Genomic DNA, 18901 nt, shown 5'->3' on the forward strand with positions numbered 1-18901 from the left:
GGATCACTTCACGACATTCTCCCACCCGGTTGTGGATCGGCGCCAATGCCGATGACGAGGATCTGAAATGCGCGGACCATCTGCGACGCGAGACAATGACGAGCGGGCGACGCTGCGGAGACTTGCGCGCTTCCGTTCGATGTCGCTGCTCTGCGCGATGCAGATGGTCTTCCTGCCGGTGTACAGCGTCCGCGTTCAGGCGCAGACGGCGAACGTCATCGTTCCGGACGGCCGCACCGGCACCAGCTTGCAGACCTCCGGCAGCGTCACGAACGTCACGACGTCGACGATCTCGGGCAACAACGCCTTCAACTCGTTCTCGCAGTTCAGCGTGGGGCAGGGCAACACCGTCAATCTGCAACTGCCGACCGGCACGCAAAATCTCGTCAACATCGTTCGCGACGCGCCTGTCTACGTCAACGGCACGCTGAATTCGTATATGAACGGTGCGATCGGCGGTAACGTCTATTTCGCAGATCCCAAGGGGTTCGTGGTCGGCCGCAGCGGCATCGTCAACGTCGGCAGCCTCAACGTCTCGACGCCGACGCGCGAGTTCACCGACAGCCTGATCGGCCCGGGGGGCGCGATCAACGGCACGGCTGTCGGCAACCTCATGGCCGGCTCGTTCCCGGTCTCGCCCGACGGCAACATCCGCATCTACGGCCGGGTCAACGCGATCGACGGCGTGCGCCTGACCGGGCAGAACGTCTTTGTCGGCGGCGCCACCCAGCGCGACATCGCCAATCTCGATCACGCGGCGAAGTTCGCGGCCTCCGTCAATTCCAAGGGCCTGCGCAGCGCCAGCTCGATCACCGTCAGCAACGGCTCGATCCATATCGGCGCCGTCAACAATGCCAGGGTCAACGGGCGCCTGACCGCGCGCAGCAAGACCTCGACGCCGAGCAACATCACGGTGCAGGCCGGCAACAACATCGAGATCGGCAAGAACGCCAGGCTCAACATCGCCAGCAAGACCGGCGATGCCGGCGAGATCCGCCTGAAGGCGGCGCAAAACCTGACGGTTGCGGGCGGGGCCAAGTTCAACGCGAGTGCGAAGACCGGGAATGCGGGCCTGGTCGATTTCAGCGCCAACGGCATCATCGACATCGGCCAGGGCATCAAGGTCAATCTCAGCGCGGACAACGGCAAGGCGGGCACGCTGCTGATCGACCCGACCGATTTGGTCGTCGGTGACGCCGCCCTGGGCGACGCCGGCGTGACGCTGTCGAACAGCTCCGTCGCGGCTGCGCTCGCCGGGCTCAGCGCCGGTGCCAACTACCTCATTCAGGCGGATCATTCCATCACGCTCGCCGCGCATGCGGTGATCGATGCCCGCCGTCTCGATGGCTCCGGCCATTCGACCGGCAACGCCAACAACGTCACCATCGACGCGCCGAACATCGACATCAAGAATGGCGCACAGATCCTGGCGCAGTCGGTCAATTTCGGCGGAACCACCTACGCTGACGGCAACGTGACGCTGCGGGCGACGGCAAGCGACATCAAGCTGTCCGGCCAGGCCACCGCCGCCACCGCGATCACGGTCGACGGCAAGATCACCGGCGGCATCATCTCGATCACCGCGACCTCGACGGCCGTGTCGAGCTTCCTGAACGGTTCCGTGGCCGGTGATTTCGCGCTGGTCGGCTCGACGCTTGCCGCCTCGCTGCTCGGGCTCAATGGCGGCTATCTCGCCGCAAGCGCCACGGCGACCATCAACATCAACAGCCATGCCGACATCAACGGCCGCGGCGATGTCACCATTTCGGCGCACGCCACGGAGACCGTATCCGATCCGGCGATCGCCACCACCTTGCTCGGCAGCCTCACGCCGGTCGCGGCCGGCGTGGTCGTCGGCAAGATCGACGGCACTGCCACCACCAACGTGTCCTCGGGCGCGACGGTCAACGCCGGCGGCAACCTCGAGATCAAGGCGCTCAACGACGCGACCATCGCCGTCTCCGCCCTCGCGGCATCGACGAGCGCGCAGATCGTCCCGACGGTGGCCTATTCCACGGGTTCGGTGACGACGACCGCCAACGTCGAGACCGGCGCGCATATCGCGGCGGGCCTGGTGAACACGAGCGGCAGCACCCTGAAGGTGCGCGCGATCAACAACAATTCCTTCTCGACCAGCGCAACGTCGGTTGCTGCGAGCGGACCGAATGCGAGCGGTGCTGTCGGCGCCGCGGTCGCCATCAGCGACGTCACGACGTCTGCGACCGCGACGCTCGGCGCATCGCTCGGAACCAGTGCCGGCAACCGGATGAACGGCTCCGTTCTCGTCGAGGCGACGTCCGACACCACGAGCAACTCCACGATGGCCTCGTCCATCGCCGGCCTGCCCGCGCTGATCGCGGCGATCCAGGAGTTCGCAGTCTCGAACGTCGCTTCGCCGACGCACTTCGTCATGGACCACATGACCTCGCTGGTGCCGCTGAGCTTCGATTTCAAGATCGCAGGCGCGCTCTCGCTGGCCAACAGCACTCAGAGCGCGACCGCCGCGATCGCGCAGAATCCGAGCGGCGGCGCGCCGAGCATCTATGCCAGCGGGAACGTCGCGGTTGCCAGCAACGTCATCGATCGCGGCGTTCGCAGCAATGCGACGTCCAGCGCGATCACGAAGGACGTGTCGACGGGCGAGGGGACGGCAATCAGCGCGGCCGTCGCCTGGGGTAACTTCACGCATAATTCGAACGCCTATGTCGGCAATGGCGCGCTGATCAACGCGGCGAATATTGCCGTCGACGCCACCACCGAACTGCCCATCACCAACACCTGGTTGAAATGGGACGGGCTCGGTGCGGTCCTGAGCCACCTCAACGGCAATCTCGGCGTCGGCGGCAACATCCTGACCAGCTACGCTAATGCCACGGCGGACGCTGGTGACACGATCGGTATTGCCGGTTCGCTGAACCATTTCGTCGTGAACAACAACACGACGGCGTGGGTGGCCGGCAGCGCGAGCCTGACGGCGACCTGCGCGACCGCGGCCTGCGGTAGTGGCACCGGCTGGTCGGCCGGGATGGACAATGGCGACGTCCACACCTACAACGCCAGCCTCCAGATCGCGGCGACAACGACCACGGCATCAATCGACGCCGCCGGCAATGTCGGCACGCTCGGCTTCCTGCCGGGTAACACGTCGGGTGGATCGTCGGTGGGCGGCGCGCTCAACCTCGTCCAGTTCAACACCAACACCATCGCCGGCGTTTCGGACCGTGTGACGCTCCGGGCGGCGGACGACATCGCGGTCAATGCAATCACCTCGGACCAGTTCGTCGCCGTTGCGCCGACCTCCGGCAAGGCCGCCGGCGCGCTGGCGCTCAACGGCATCACCTCGCTCGGCTTCCTGAACAACACGACGCATGCCTCGATCTCGAGCCAGGCCACCGTCTATGCCCCGACCGTCGGCATCCTGGCGCAGCAGGACCTGTCGGTCGTGACACTTGCCGGCGCGATGAGCCGGAACACCAGCGGCGGTTCGGCGGTCGGGTTGGCGGTCGCCTATCTCGGCGCAAATGCCGACACCGCCGCCTATATCGGCGACAACCATTCCGACATCCGGCCCGGCCCGTTCAGCTCCAACGATCCGTTTGCCGGCAACAGTGGCGGCAGCGGAGCCGTCAATGTCGACAATCTCACGATCAGCGCGACGACCTCCGGGCGCATCACGGCGGCGGCGGTCGCGGCGTCGATCTCCGAGCCGCAGGCATCCAGCTTCTCCGACAAGGCGGGCGCGGCCGGCGCCGGCGCGACCGGAGGCACCGCCGGCGTGGCGACGGCCGCGAGCAAGATCGGCTCGACCTCGGGATCGAGCACCGAAGGCTTCAGTCTTGATCTCGCCGGCAGCTCGTCGATCAGCGACGTCGCGCTCGGCACCAGCGCCTATATCAAGAACACGACGGTCAACAAGTTCACCACGACCGGAACCGTGGCGACCAATACGATCGTTCAGGCGCTCAACGACACCATGCTCAACAATGGTTCCGGCTCAGCGGCGCTCAATCTGGCCGGAGCATCCGCCCAGGGGGCTGCGATCGGCGGCGCAATCGCCGCGGCGATGTCTGACAATGCGACACTCGCCTACATCTCCAGCACCACCATGAACAACCAGAGTTCGGTGACGGTGCAGGCGCTCAATGGCGGCTCGGAGACCGTCGTCGCGATCGGCGTAGCGGGATCGAAATCCAATGCGGCGTCGCTGTCGGCCTCGGTCGGCATCATCACCGACAGCGCCAACGCCTATATCGAGAGCTCGACGATCACGGGGCAGGCGACCGGCGTCAATCGCGCGCTCGAGGTCGACGCCTACCAGACCACGAATATCGCGGTCGGCGGCGGCGTGCTCTACATGTCGGGTGGCCAGGCCGGCGTCGGCATCGGATTGACCTATGCGTCGATCGCCGACCCCACCGGCGGCAATGCGACCGACGCGCATATCCGCGCGACCTCGATCTCGAACTACGACAGTCTCCTGGTGCTGGCCGACAATGCCAGCGTGATCGCGGCCGGTGCGGCCTCGGGCGGCGCCGCGACCAATGGCAACGCGCTGTCGGGTGCCGTCGTCGTCGACGAGATCAGTCCGACCACGACGGCCTATATCAACAGCGGCGCGACGGTGAACATCAACGTCGGCGGCGTGACCGTGCTGGCCGACAGCGGCGCAGTGTCTGCGCTGGATACGGCGCTCGGAAATCTCGTCAAGAAGTCGAACAACAATCATCTCGCCGAGGACACCTGCACGGTGCGCAGCGGCACGGGCGGACAGAACTGCATCGATTTCAGCGCGGCCGCGCTCAATGGCGGCACCGGCAACGGGCCCGGTGCCAGCATCGTTTCGGTGGCGGGCGTCGTCAACGCCGCCCAGAACGCAATCGGCGCCTCGATCGTCTACGACACCATCGCAACCACCCATTCGGCTTACATCGCCAACGTGCTGCTGCAGGCTTCGACCGCCAACGGCCGCGTCAATGTGAGCGCGGTCGATTCCTCCAAGATCCAGTCGGTCACGATCGGCCTCACCGGCGCGACCGGACAGTTCGCCGGCGTCGCCGGCACGACGATCAGCTCGATCACCAACACGGTTTCGGCCGCAATCGGCAACGGCCAGTCCAGCGCGTCGAATTCGACGGTTTCCGCCACCAACGTCTCCGTCACGGCGAGCGACAATTCCAGCATCAAGGGCAGTGCCGCCGTCGCGGCGGGTGCACCCAGCGGAAACGCCGGCGGCCTTGCGCTGGTCTACAGCAATATCGCCAATAATGTGAGCGCCGGCGTGACCGGGTCCAAGGTGACCGCGACAGGCAGCGTCGCCGTCGGTGCCAGCTCGAACGCCAGTATCTCAAACGTCGCCATCGGCATCGCGGCGTCTTCGCAGGTCGGGCTTGCGGGCTCGGTCGTCACCAGCCTGATGGGCACCAACGTCACCGCCAGCATCAGCGCCGCCGGCACCAACGGTGTCAACGGCGCTGACGTCATGGCGACCAACAATGTCGGGGTGATCGCCAGCAATTCGGACAGGATATCCGCGATCGCCGGCGCGCTCTCCGTCTCGACCGGCGCGGCCGGCGGCGCGGGTTCGCTGGTGACAAACCAAATCACGGGAACGACCGCGGCCTATATCAGCGGGGCGAACACCAAGGTCGATGCGCTCGGCACCAGCTCGACCGATACGCTGTCGGTCAACAACGGCTCGCTGGCGCATGCGGTCGATCTGGGCGGCTTCCAGGCACCGACCGACAACACGCCCGATCTGACCGAGAGCCAGGACACGGTGCGCGGCCTCGCCGTCGTCGCCAGCTCGCACCAGGCCGTCGTGACCAACGTCGCCTCGCTCGCCGCGAGCTCCAGCATCGCCATCATGATCAACCCGATCACCAACGTGATGAGCGGGTCGACCAGGGCCTATATCGACAGCGCGGCCATCGAGACCCGCCTGACCTCTTCGACGCTGGCGCCGCAGATCGAGGTCGCGGCGTCGAGCTTCTCCTATTCCGGCGCGTTCGGCGCCGGCATCGTCTGGGGCAGCAGCGGCGGCGGTGGCGCGACGATCATCTCGACGACGATGTCGCGCGGCACCTTCGCCTACATCACCAATGCCACGGTCGGCGGCGTGTCCTCGTCGAGCCCGACGGTCGGCGCCGTCACCGTGAAGGCCAATGCCGAGCAGGATGCCTCGTCGGTCGCCGTCGGCTTCAACAGTGGTTCTGTGGGGCTGAACGTCTTACAGGCGACCACGGAAGCCTATGTCGACGGCGGCGCGCTGACGGCCTCGTCACTCACCGTGAACGCCAACAATTACACCGGCATCGCCTCGGCGAACGGCTCGGGCGCCTATGGCAGCCAGGCCGCGATCGGCGCGGCCTTCCTGGTGCAGGTCTCCTCGAACCGGACCGAGGCCTATGTCGGCGACGAATTCCACTATCAGGGTAATGGCGCCGCGCACACGACCGCGCTCAATTTGAGCGGCGCGCTTGACGTCGAGGCCTTTACCAAGAACCGCTTCCAGGCTTATTCGGTCGGCGGCGCGCTCTCGACCGGCACGGCCGCGATCGCCGGCATGGCGAACATCGAGATCGCCAACAACACCACCATCGCCGGCGTCTACGACACCACGCTGCAATCGGTGACGGGCGGTGCGGCCGGTGCGGTCACCATCGCCGCGACCGAGGACGTCGCGATCAAGGAGATCGCCGGCGCGCTCGCGGTCGGCGCCAGCGGGGCGGGGGTCGGCGTCGGAGCCGCCGCCAACGTCATCGTGTTCAAGAGCCGGACCATTGCCGAGAGCTGGAACAGCAATCTGAACTCGTCAGGTGCGATCAATGTCGGCGCGCTCAGCACCAAGGAAGTGCTGTCCTACGCGGTGACGGCGGGTATCGGCGGCAGCGTCGGCATCGGTGCGACGGTCGGCGTCATCATCATCGGAACCAACACCGCCGATGCCGACACCCAGGGCCAGCAGACCGGCCAGCTCAACCAGGGCGGCAACGGCACCATCGCGTCCGTGAACAGCGGCACCAGCAACACGCACGGCAGCAACGCCGTCGCGAGCGGCACGGCCGGCAATCCGAACAGCGCCAATGTCAGCTCGACCTACGACGTCAGCAATGTCCTGAGCGGCGGCAACGACGTCGTGGTCGCGCAGATCGCCGGCGGCAACGTCACGGGCACGCAGGTCAATGTCGCGGCCACCAGCGCCAACGCGGCGAAGATGTATCTGCTCGGCGCCGGCTTTGCGAAGAACGTCGGCATCGGCGCCGGCATTGGCTATACCAGCGTCAACAGCACCGTGCTCGCCAATCTGAGCGACTACGGACGCAACGGCTCCGGCGTGCTGGTGGCCGCAGATACGCCTCTGGCCGTTTCGGCGCCCTCCGTCGCCGTTGCCGCGGTCGTCAAGGACGCAACCACCGGACCTTATGCCGGCAAGACCATCGACACCGAGGCGATCGCCGGCGGTGCGGCGCTCTACTTCGGCGCGGACGCAGCCGTGGCGGTTGGCAATGTCACCAACACCGTGACGGCGCTGCTCGGCGGCCAGATCACCGGCACCGGCGGCAACGGCGCTGCCGTCATGGCGCTGGATTCGACGACCCAGGTGGTCTTCACCGGCGGCGTCACCGGCGGTGCCGTGGCCGTTGGCGCCTCGGTCGCCACGGCGAGCCGGACGAGCTCGGTCGCAGCCAGGGTCCTGAATGGCTCCACCATCAACGTCTTGAAGCTGGCGGTCGGGGCGAGCGGGGCTGGCACGTTGACGACGACGTCAACGGCACTCGGCGGCGGCATCGTCGCCGGCGTCGGCGCGGATGCGGAGGCCCACGAGAATTCCTCCGTGCTGGCGGAGATCGGCTCCAGTGCCTCGATCACCACGTCCGCGACCGATATCGGCACGCTGGTGTCAGCATCGATCACGCCCAATCTTTCGAGCGAGGCGATCGGCGTTTCGGTTGGCGGCGGTGCGGTCGGCGTCGCCATCGCCCAGTCCACGGTCGGTGCCACGGTGACGGCCGATGTCGGCGACAATGCCAGCTTCTCCGGCGGTGCGCTCGCCGTGACCGCCATGGCGCTGGTTCCGACCAGCGGCACGACGACCTGGGCCAAGGCGCTCGCCGGCGGCGGTGGCTCGCTGATCGGCGCGCAGGGCAGCTACGCCAAGGCGTTGGAGAACGCGACGGTCAGCGCCTATGGCGGGACAGGAATTACGCTGCCCAATGCCGACGTGACCATCGCGGCCGAAAACGACAGCGCCCAATACGCCGAGGCGACCGGCCTTTCGAGCGGGTTCCTGGCGCTCGGCGCCACCGTCGCGCAGACCTCGTCCAGCGCGCACACCTATGCCTATCTGGGTGCGCCCGCGGACATAGATAATCTGAGCCACGGCAATTACACCGGCATCCTCCGGATCACGGCCACCGGCACCGATACCAACGTTTCCAACGCGAAGGTCGGCGCCGGCGGCACCTATGCCGGCGCGGCGGCGGTCGCTACCACCAGCTCGACCGCCGTGACCAATGCGCGGTTCGACGGCGGCACGGCGGATGACACGCTCTATTTCGGCGGCCTGCGTATCAATGCCAAGCACACCACCAATTACATCGCCAACGGCGATGCCTATCAGGCGTCCACGGCCGGCGTGTCGGCCGGCAAGGCGCAGAACGACGTCGATTCCACCACCACTGCCGAGATCGGAACGCATCTGATCATCAATTCGGCGGGCGGCAACATGGTCGTCATCGCCAACGACATCGTCAATCAGGGGGGCGGCGGCGCGCGCTCGGGCTCCGGCGGCTCCTTCTCGGGGGCTGCGGCGCTCAGCACGTCGACCGTCACCCAGACCGTCAATACCAATATCGGCGCCGGCACGGTGCTGAGCCTCAACGGCGATCCGCGGACCTCGTCGGCGTTCATCAATATCGAGGCCTACAACACGCTGAACACCAACGACACCGCGAGCCTCGCCACCGCCAGCTTCTTCGCCGGCGGCGGCGCCGAATCCAACATGACGGCGAATGCCACGCTTGCGGTCAACATCAATGCCCGCGAGCTGTTCAGCGCGGGCAAGATCTATATCGGCACGGCGGCGAAGATGGCGGCGGCCAACAACGCCAATGCCAGCCTCTACGGCGCGATCGCGGGCGTCGGCGCCAGCACCAACAGCTGGGTGCACGCCAACCAGTCCGTCAATGTCGGCGCCGGCGCGAAGATCGTGGCCTGGCGCGACATCAACATCTATGCGGGCCTCGCCGGCGACGGCAGCGTGTTCAGCAGCGTGCAGGCGATGGCGACGACGGTCGTCTACAACAACACCGCCATTCCGATCTCCACCCTCTACCGCGGCACGGCCAATGCAGACGACACCACGAGCCTGACGCTGGCCCCGACCTCGAGCGTGCTCGGCGCGCGCGACATCTATCTCGGCGCAACGCAGGGGCAGGTCACGGCGGCCGGCAACGGCAGCAACTACAACCCGTATCTCGACATCTTCAGCGCCAAGAACAGCGACAACCACAGCCACACCAGCGGAACCGGCGATGTCGCGCTCAATGGGCTCGTGGTGGCGGGCATCAACAACGATTTGACGATCACGATCGAGCTCGGCGCGAGCACGCCGACGCTGAGCACGACGAGCCCTTACTCCGCGCTGACCCTCGAGTCCGTTTCCGACGTCAATCACTTCAGCCCGGTGATGAGCTGGAACCACCAGACGGTCCAGTACACCGTCGTCGGCAACTTCAATCCCTACCAGCTGGTGGTCAACCAGCTGGCGACGCTGACCGGCCTGACCGCGGCGCAGGTCCGCTCTCAGCTTGCCGCGGCGACGCCGACGGCGCCCGCGACGATGTCGCCGTCCGGCACCGATCCGACCGGCGACGTCCAGCGCCAGATCGACACGTTGATCAAGCAGGCGCCGTTCACCTCCGACGCGCCCGGCAACGCCTTCGCGTTCGGCGACATCATGGTGTCCGCCGGCAACGTCTCGATCCTGGCGCAGAAGCTGACCGGAAACAGCGGCACGAACCCGGCCGCGCCCGCGGTCATCGCGCGCAGCTCGCCCTTGATCAAGATCGAGAACAAGGGCCTCGACTTCATGAGCCTGGGCAACCTCACGGTCACCGACGTGACCGGAGGCAACATCACCTACCGCCAGATCGACCATGTCGACCCGGATTCGCACTCCAACGTGACCTTCACCGCGATGCCGAGCGCCACGCCGGTCATCGACGTCTCGGCCACCTACAACCGCCTGGATCCGGACTCCGGTCAGGGCATCGACCAGAACGGCAATGTGCTGACCCGCACGCCCGACATCTATTTCAACGGCGCCGTCAACAATCCGAACGGACTGCTCAAGATCGTCAACAATCTCGGCAGTGTCGTCGCATCGCAGTCGCTCAGCGCCGCGACCGTCCAGATCGTGGTGCCCAAGGGCACGTTCACCTTCCTCGGCGGCATCGGCAGCTTCTACGACAGCGGCAGCGCGGTCACCTCGCAATGGGCCAGCACCGAAAACAGGCCGGAAGATGCGCTGACGGCGGTGATGACCGCCGCGACCTATCTCGGCGCCTACGGCGACTACTACACCGCTCCGCACATCGGTTCGGGATCCGATCACCCCTATTTCTATTACTGCTGCGCAGACGGCAGCCACGGCGTGTATCAGCCGGTCGCCAACGCCGACGCCAGCACGATCTTCACTGCGCGCATGCTGATGACGTACTACGACGGCCTCTCGCTCTATTCGGCCATCTTCCTGCCGATAGGCCGGGGCACGCCTGGGAACACCAGCACTCCCGATGCCGGCAGCGTGCCGGACATCCCGACCCTCAAGATCATCGAGGGGCAGTCGCCGGACTCGACCAATGTCGTGCTCGCGCAGTGGAAGAAAACGACTTATGACGGCCGCAACGTTTACACCGATAGCGGTCCGTACAAGACGCCGTTCAATTGTGCGAGAGACTGCGACAGCTCGGGCTTCTTCCAGGTCATCAATATCCAGCCGGATGCGATCACGCCGAAGACCGCGGACGCGCCGGCCACCGCGACTGCCACCCGGACCATCAGCGGCCAGGCGGTCATCATCTCGGCGTCGGTGATCAACATCAACGGCACCATCCAGGCCGGCTCGAGCAGCAACTACTCGGTCGACATCGGCGCCGCGGCGTACGATGCCATCTATGGCAGCAACGGCCTCAAGAACCGCAACAATGGCGCGGATTTTGCCGCGGCGCAGGCCAATGCGCGGAACGGCGTCTATTACGACGTCTCGGGCGCCGTGACGGCGTCGGCCAGCGGCGACGCCAAGATCGGGGTCAGGTACAACGCTCTCACCGACCAACTCATCCTCAACGGCGTGGCGCAGGGCGCCGGCGGCTACGTCTATCTCAACGGCAAGATCATCTCGACCTCGACCGACAGCACCCAGACCCAGGGAAACATCGAGATCAAGGGCGGCGCCGGCGCGGTCACGGTCAACAACACGAGCGGACTTGCGCTCGTCACCAACACCATCAATACCGGGGCGACCGCCCAGAGCGTGGTCGAGATCGTCGACCAGCTCAAGGGGAAGACGACGTGGTGGGTCTACGATCCCAAGGCCGCGAGCAACCAGCAGGTCTCGCGATACGAGGTCAACAGCGTCACAGCGGCCGCACCTGACGCCTCGATGCTTGCAGCCAGGACCGGAACTGCGGGCATTCAGTACGCGACCAAGGAGAACATGCTCTATCAATGGGTCGACACCGCGACGCTGGATCGTCTGCCGACCAGCACGCAGTTTGACTACGGCTGGAGCTTCACGCCCAATCAGGTCACCGGCGAGAACTGGACCCGCTCGACCAGCCTGGTTTCAGGCACGCAGAGCAGCAACTACCAGAAGGTCACCACAGCCACGGGCGGCTATCACTGGGCGGGGGGCGTTAACCCGGATGGGACCCCAGTTGGACTCAACACCCACTCCAACGCTTGCTGCGGCGCGGACGCCCAGTACAACTGGTACCAGCAGATCTACGATCACCTGACGCTCTCGCTGACCAACACGGTCAAGGCGTCGAATCCGATCAACATCAAGTTCATCGGCGGCAGCAGCAGCGACGTCGTGGTCAATTCGACCTCCGGTATCGTCATCAACGGGTCGATCAACAACCAGCAGGGGACGACGACGCTGGCCGCCACCGGCGCCAACTCGTCCATCACGGTCGGCGCCAATGCCAACAACCCGGTGATCTCGGGGACGAGCGTGACGCTTCGGGGTGACGGCGGCATCGGCACGCTCGGTACCACCAAGGCTCCCGTCCAGGTGCAGCTCTATGGCGGCAGCCTGACCGCCAGCTCAATCGACCACGACATCGCGATTTCCGCGATCGGCGCGCTGTCGATCAACCAGGTGAAGGTGAACTCGGCCGGCGCAACGCCGCAGGGCAACGTCTTCCTTTCGGCAACGGGCGACATCAACTCGGCGTCCGCCTACAACGTCGCCAACCCCGTGGTGATCGGCAAGAACATCGAGATCAACTCCACCTCGGGCGCGATCGGCGCGAAGAGTGCCGTCGTCAATGGCGCGTCCACCCTGACCAACATCAATCCGCTGGTGATCCAGGCGACGGGGACGGTTCAGGCGAACGGCGCCGTCGATGGCGGCGTTCTCGACAGCGCCTCGGCCACCGGCACCTACATCATCCAGTCCAAGGGCGATCTCCGCCTCGGCACGATCCAGTCGACCGGCGGCCCGGTCTTCCTGGAAGCGGCAGGCTCCGACGGCAACCAGGCCAGCATCCTGAACGGCCGGGCGGCGGTCGGTCTGACCCAGGCGCAGAGCCAGCATCTGCAGGACGTCTGGGCGAGCCTCGACCTGCTCAGCGGCAACGCCGCCACCAACGCGGTCAACAGCTACCAGTCGATGGTGACGTCGGCCTACAACGACTACTTCCAGCTCAAGAACATCGCCTTCCCGAACGGCAGTACCTACAACCCGACCTCGGTGGGGCTGACGGTGCTGCGGGCGCAGGTGGCCGCCAAGCTCGGCATCGATCCCGCCAACGTCACGACGGCGCAGATGAAGACGGAGGCCACGACGCGGTTCCTGCGGGACCAGTTCCTGCTCGGCAAGATCACCACCGACGAGCTGAAGACCTCGCTGACGTCATTGCTCGGCACCGCGCCCACCGATCCGCTGGGGACGGTGTTCGGCAGCTCGCTGTCGACGACGCTGTTCACCAAGCTGTTCGACGGCGTCTCGACATCCAGTCAGCGCATGCCGAGCAACACGGCGCTGCAAACCGCGCTGAATGCCTACAACGCAAACTACACCTACACGCTCGCATCGACCGAGCGGGTCTACGGCATCATCACCGCGGGTTCGCAGTGGACCCAGAGCCAGCTCGCCTACACGGTGTCGTCGTCGGCCGTTGGCGCGGCACCGCCGCCGATCGACGAGAACGTCGTGGCCAATGTCAGCGCCAACCAGATCATGCTGTACGCGCCGCGCGGCTCGGTCGGCAATTCGGCCGCGCCCCAGACCTTCACCTTCACCAGCGTCGATTCCTCGTCGCTGACGCCGGAGCAGCGGGGATTGCTGGCCACCGCCGGTCCCGGCCAGCTCACCGTCGGCGCGGTCACCGACCCGACGACCCACGTCACGACCTATACGGTGAGCCTGTCGCAGCAGAACCTCGTCGTCGTCGACAACCCGATCGCGATCTCGGCCAAGGCGCTGACCAATGTCTATCTCGGCAGCAAGAACAGCCTCGCGCTCGGCGGCGTTACCGCGAATTACGGACCGATCTCGGCCGCGCAGGCCAACGGCATCGCGGTGACCGGCCGCGGCGACGTCAAGCTCGACGCCGTCACCAGCATCTCCGCCAATGTGAGCGGGCCCGTGATCTCGGGTGATATCGCCAACCTGACCCTGATCGCCGAGCACGGCAATGTCGGCGCCCCCGGTGCCGCCGGAAACAATCCCGCGGCCAATTCGAACGCGCTTCAGATCGCGTTCGCCGACCCGTCCAACGACCAGCTCGACCAGGTCTCGTCGGCGCAGGGCATCTATGTGAAGCAGACCACCGGCGATCTGATCCTCGGCAACATCTCCGCCGGCAATGCGATCCAGCTCGCTGCGACCGGCAGCATCTACGCCGAAGCCGGCTTCACGGACCGTTCGGCGATCCACATCCTCGGCACCGACCTCGACCTGCGCGCCGGCGGCAGCATCGGCTTCAACGGCTCGACCTTCCAGCCCTTGCAGGTGAACATCTCCGGCGCGGTGACCGGCTCGGCGGTCGGCGACCTCAGCATCCTCGCCGTCACCGGAGATCTCGCGGTCGGCACCAGCGGCACCTATGGGTCGCTGACGGCGGGCGGCGCACTGACGCTGAACGTGGCGCGCGGCGCGCTCGCCATCAATACCAGCATCACCAGCGACGGGCTGATGCAGCTGCTCGCCAACCGCGGCATGACCTTTGCGGCCGGCACCAGCACCGTGCCGGTGGCTGCGACCAGTAGCTCTGACGGTGTGACGCTGGTGGCCGCGACACTGTCGATGGGCGCCTATTCGGCCATCAACGCGGCCGGATTGATCTCGGTGACCACCACGGGCGATGCGACGATTGGCCAGCTCAATTCGTCGCTGTCCTACGCGGCGGCCTCGAACGCGCCATCGATCATCGTCACGGCCGGCGGCGTCGCCTCGCTGGGCGCGATCATCGACAATCGCGACGGCCAGACCAAGTTCATCGCGTCCGGCGCGGGCGCCGAGGTGTCGCTGAGTGCGTCGAACGGCATCGGCAGCGCGACGAGCCGGTTCGCCTTCAACGCCGTGCGGCTGTCGGCAAGCGCCAGCGCTGGCGGCATCTACCTGAAGGCGCTGACCGACACCGAGGCGAGCGTGCTGTCCGCGGTGAAGGGCAGCGTGGATATCATCGGCACGGGCGGGCTGACGCTCGACCAGGTCGTGGCGGGCACCGCGACCGGCGCGAGCGGGTCCTTCAGCGCCGTTGCGAACAACGGCAGCATCGTCATCGGCACCGCAGACAGCAGCGGCTCGCAGACGGTCCACGCCACTCAGAACGTCACGTTCAACTCGCTCGCGGCCACCGGCAACAGTGGTGATATCGGCAACATCAACGTCACCGCCGACAATGGCTTCATCCTGGCGCAGACGGTGACCTCGGGCGGCGTGCCGACGTTGGGCTCGGTCTCGGCCCATGGCTCGGTGTCGCTGCTGGCCGCCACGACCATCACCGGCAACACGCTCGCCACCACGACCGGCGCGGGCCTTCTGACCGCGACTGGCCCGATCAACTGGAACACGCTCAATGTCGGCACGACGCTGGGTGCGACCTCAGGCCAGGACAGCATCACGTTCCAGACCGCGCAGAGCGGCGGTACGCAGACCATCCACGCCCACGACAATGTCACCTTCAACGCTCTGACGACGACGGGCACCAACGGCGACGCCGGCAGCATCAATGTCACCGCCGACAACGGCTTCATCCTGGCGCAGACGGTGACCTCGGGCGGCGTGACGACGTTGGGCTCGGTCTCGGCCAACGGCTCGGCGAGCCTCGTTGCGGCCACGACCATCACCGGCAACACGCTCGCGGCCACGACCGGCGCAGGCTTGCTGACCGCCGCCGGCCCGATCAACTGGAATGTCCTCACTGTCGGAACGACGCTGGGCGCGACCGCAGGGCAGGGCAGCATCGCGTTCCAGACCGCGCAGAGCGGTGGTACGCAGACCATCCATGCCCACGACAACGTCATCTTCAACGCACTGACGGCGACGGGTATCAACGGCGATGCCGGCAGCATCAACGTCAACGCGGACAACGATTTCATCCTCGCGCAGACGGTGACCTCCGGCGGCGCGCCGACGCTGGGCTCGGTCTCGGCCCACGGCTCGGCCAAGCTCATCGCCGCCGGCACCAACACCGGTCATAACCTCACGGCCACGACCGGCAACGCGGTCCTGAGCGGCACGATCGTTCATTGGGATAATCTCGCCGCCGGCGGCACACTCGACGTCACCGCGACGGCCGGAGCGATCACCGTCGGCACCGCCACCAGCGGCGGCACGCAGACCCTGCATGCCGTCAACGACATCGTCTTCAGCCAGCTCACCACGACGGGTATCCCGGGCGATGCCGGCGACCTCAACGTCAAGTCCGACACGGGCTCGCTCCGCGGCGGATCGATCTCCGCCCACGGCGATACGCATTTCGACGTGGCAGGCCCGGTCTCGCTCGACCGGATCAGCGGCGACATCGTCAAGATGACCTCGTCGGGTGACCTGACGATCAACTGGGTCAGCGTCGTGAGGGAGCTCGACCTCGCGGCCGACACGATCAACGTCAGGGGCGAGCAGATCCGCTCGAACCCACAGGTCCCGCTGGTCATGAACATCACCGGCTATAACGGCGGCGTCGCGAAGTCTGCCAACATCTGGATCGATCCGGACAGCATCATCGTCAACCAGTTCAGGGTGGTGGACGCGAACTTCTGGACCGACGCCCGCGCCGTCTCGATCCTGAACGGCTACGTTCCCGGTCAGCTCATGCTCACCACCGCCACCCAGCAGGTGCTCCTCAACAACCGCACGCCGGTGCCGTCGAACTGGCCGACGCTCCAGCTCTACCAGCCGGGCGGCGTGTTCACGATGAGCCAGGTCGGCAACGCCAATGTCACCAATGCCTATGTGGTGTTCTACACCGGCGACATCTCGGCGACCGTCACCAACTATGGGCCGGGCCACAGCTGCTGCAACGACTTCACCGGCGCGAGCATGGTGCGCAACATCCCGGTCGACGGCGAGGGCAACGAGCGCATCGAGACATGGCTGGCCAAGAAGGATGGGGGGACGTTCTACCTACTCGGTCTCTCCGGCCAGGCGCGGCTCGACGCGCTGCTGACGCCGCGGCCGGTCGAGACCATCGGCTCGGGTCCCGCCGTCAACGTCGAGGGACTTAGCGACATGCGCAAGCTACGCCGTCAAGGACAGCGCGCGGGTCGCACGGGCTGGAAGGACGCAGCGGTCGAGACGGCGAAGCCGGCCGTAGGCCGTCTCGCACAGGCATGGTAACGGGATTCGGGATGCGGATTTGGGGGGCAGCTTTTGGGGTCGCGCTTGCAGCGTGCTGCATCGTGCCCGCGCGCGCCCAGGTGCCCTCGATCAATCCCGGCGTGATCCAGAACGACGTCGACCGGCAACGCCGTCAGCTCGAGCAGCAGAGCGCACCGCCAAAACTCGGCGGGCCCGCGGTGATCGGCGGCGAGCGGGAGAAATCCCAGCTCCTGAAGCCGGGCGGGCCCAAATTCCGCCTGCGCAAGGTCGAGTTCGACGCGTCCAAGTTCATCACGCCCGCCGAGCTCGACGAGCTCGCGAAGAAATATGTCGGCAAGAACGTCGACATCGCTTCGCTGTTGCAGCTCGTCGCGGACATCAACGCGATCTACACGGAGCGCGGCATCGTCACCGGCATCGCGACGCTACCCGACCAGGATGCCAAGGGTGGGGTGGTCAAGATCAAGCTGACCGAAGGCCGGCTCCAGAAGACGACCGTCGAGGGCAACGAGCAGACCCGCACCGACTACATCCTTCAACGGGTGAAGGAGCCCGAAGGCGAGGTCCTCGACGTTCCCAAGCTCAATCGGGACGTGATCTGGTTCAACCGCACCAACGACGTGCAGATCAAGGCGCTGCTTCAGCCCGGCACGAGCTTCGGCCTGACCGACCTCCAGTTCGCGGTGATCGAGCCGCCGGCCGACACCTTGCAGCTCTTCACCGACAACCAGGGTGCCGAGAACACCGGGCGATGGGAGGGCGGGGCGTTCTACAAGCGCCACGGCCTGTTCGGCGTCGACGACCGCCTGACCTTCTACGGCGTCCGCTCCGACGGCAATCTCAACGGCAATGTCGCCTACAGCATCCCGGTCAATCCCTGGGGTGGCCGCGCCGGCGTCAGCTATACCGAAGGCAAGATCAAGATCATCCAGGGGCCGTTCGTCGCGCTCGACGTCACCGGACGCTCGAGCCAGGCCGCGGTCAATTTCAGCCAGCCGGTCTGGGTGACGCAGGACTGGCTGGTGCTGCTCAACGCCGCCTTGACCGAGGGCAAGACGGTCAGCCGCTTCGCCACGGTCGCCGTCACCGACGATCACTACGACAAGACCACGGCTGGTGTCTCGGTGACCAAGTCCGGCAACAGCTATTCGATCACGGTGGCGCCGGCGGTGAACTACGTCGCATGGCACGACTACGTGCTCGGCAACAACCGCGCGTTCAACACCTATACCGGCTCGCTGCTCGCGACCAGCGCGGCGGGACCGGCGAATTTCAGCACCAACGTGCTGGCGAGCTGGCAGTACACGCAGGAGAAGCTGCTGCCGGGCGACCAGATATTCTCGATCGGCGGGCCCACCACCGTGCGCGGCTATCCCTCCAACTCGGCCTCCGGCGACAGCGGCTATTATCTCAACGCCGAGCTGCACTACAACTGGTCGCAATGGCTGAAGGGTTTCGACACCTACATCTTCGCCGACTGGGGCGGGGTGTATTCGACCTTCCCCGGCGTCACCGAACTGGCCTCGGTCGGCGTCGGCTTCTCCTGGACCTATGCGCCGTTCATGACGTTCGAGGCCAATTACGCGACGCCGCTGAAGATGGCGGTGTCGACCCAGAACCATTACGAGGCCTATGGCCGCGTCATCTTCCGGCCGCTGCTGATGTTCCAGAAGCAGGAAGCGCCTGCGCCCGTGGCGGCGGTGGCGGGGAAGAGCAGGTCGTAGCTCTCCGTCGTCATTGCGCGCAACCCTCTCACCACCGTCATTGCGAGGAGCTCTTGCGACGAAGCAATCCAGAATCTCTCTGCGGAAAGACTCTGGATTGCTTCGCTTCGTTCGCAATGAC

2 protein-coding genes are annotated in these 18901 nt (G+C 66.1%); both read left to right on the forward strand.

What is annotated here, in order from left to right:
- The first annotated feature begins 67 nt into the window (after positions 1–67).
- Positions 68–17074: a leukotoxin LktA family filamentous adhesin gene (locus I3J27_RS12680; protein ID WP_270169568.1), complete on the forward strand. Its 17007-nt coding sequence runs from the start codon at positions 68–70 to the stop codon at positions 17072–17074.
- Between the two features lie 11 nt (positions 17075–17085).
- Complete coding sequence (locus tag I3J27_RS12685; protein WP_270169570.1) at positions 17086–18780, forward strand: ShlB/FhaC/HecB family hemolysin secretion/activation protein; 1695 nt, start codon at positions 17086–17088, stop codon at positions 18778–18780.
- Positions 18781–18901: the final 121 nt, after the last annotated feature.

Origin of the sequence: Bradyrhizobium xenonodulans (assembly GCF_027594865.1) — a bacterium.
Lineage (GTDB): Bacteria > Pseudomonadota > Alphaproteobacteria > Rhizobiales > Xanthobacteraceae > Bradyrhizobium > Bradyrhizobium xenonodulans.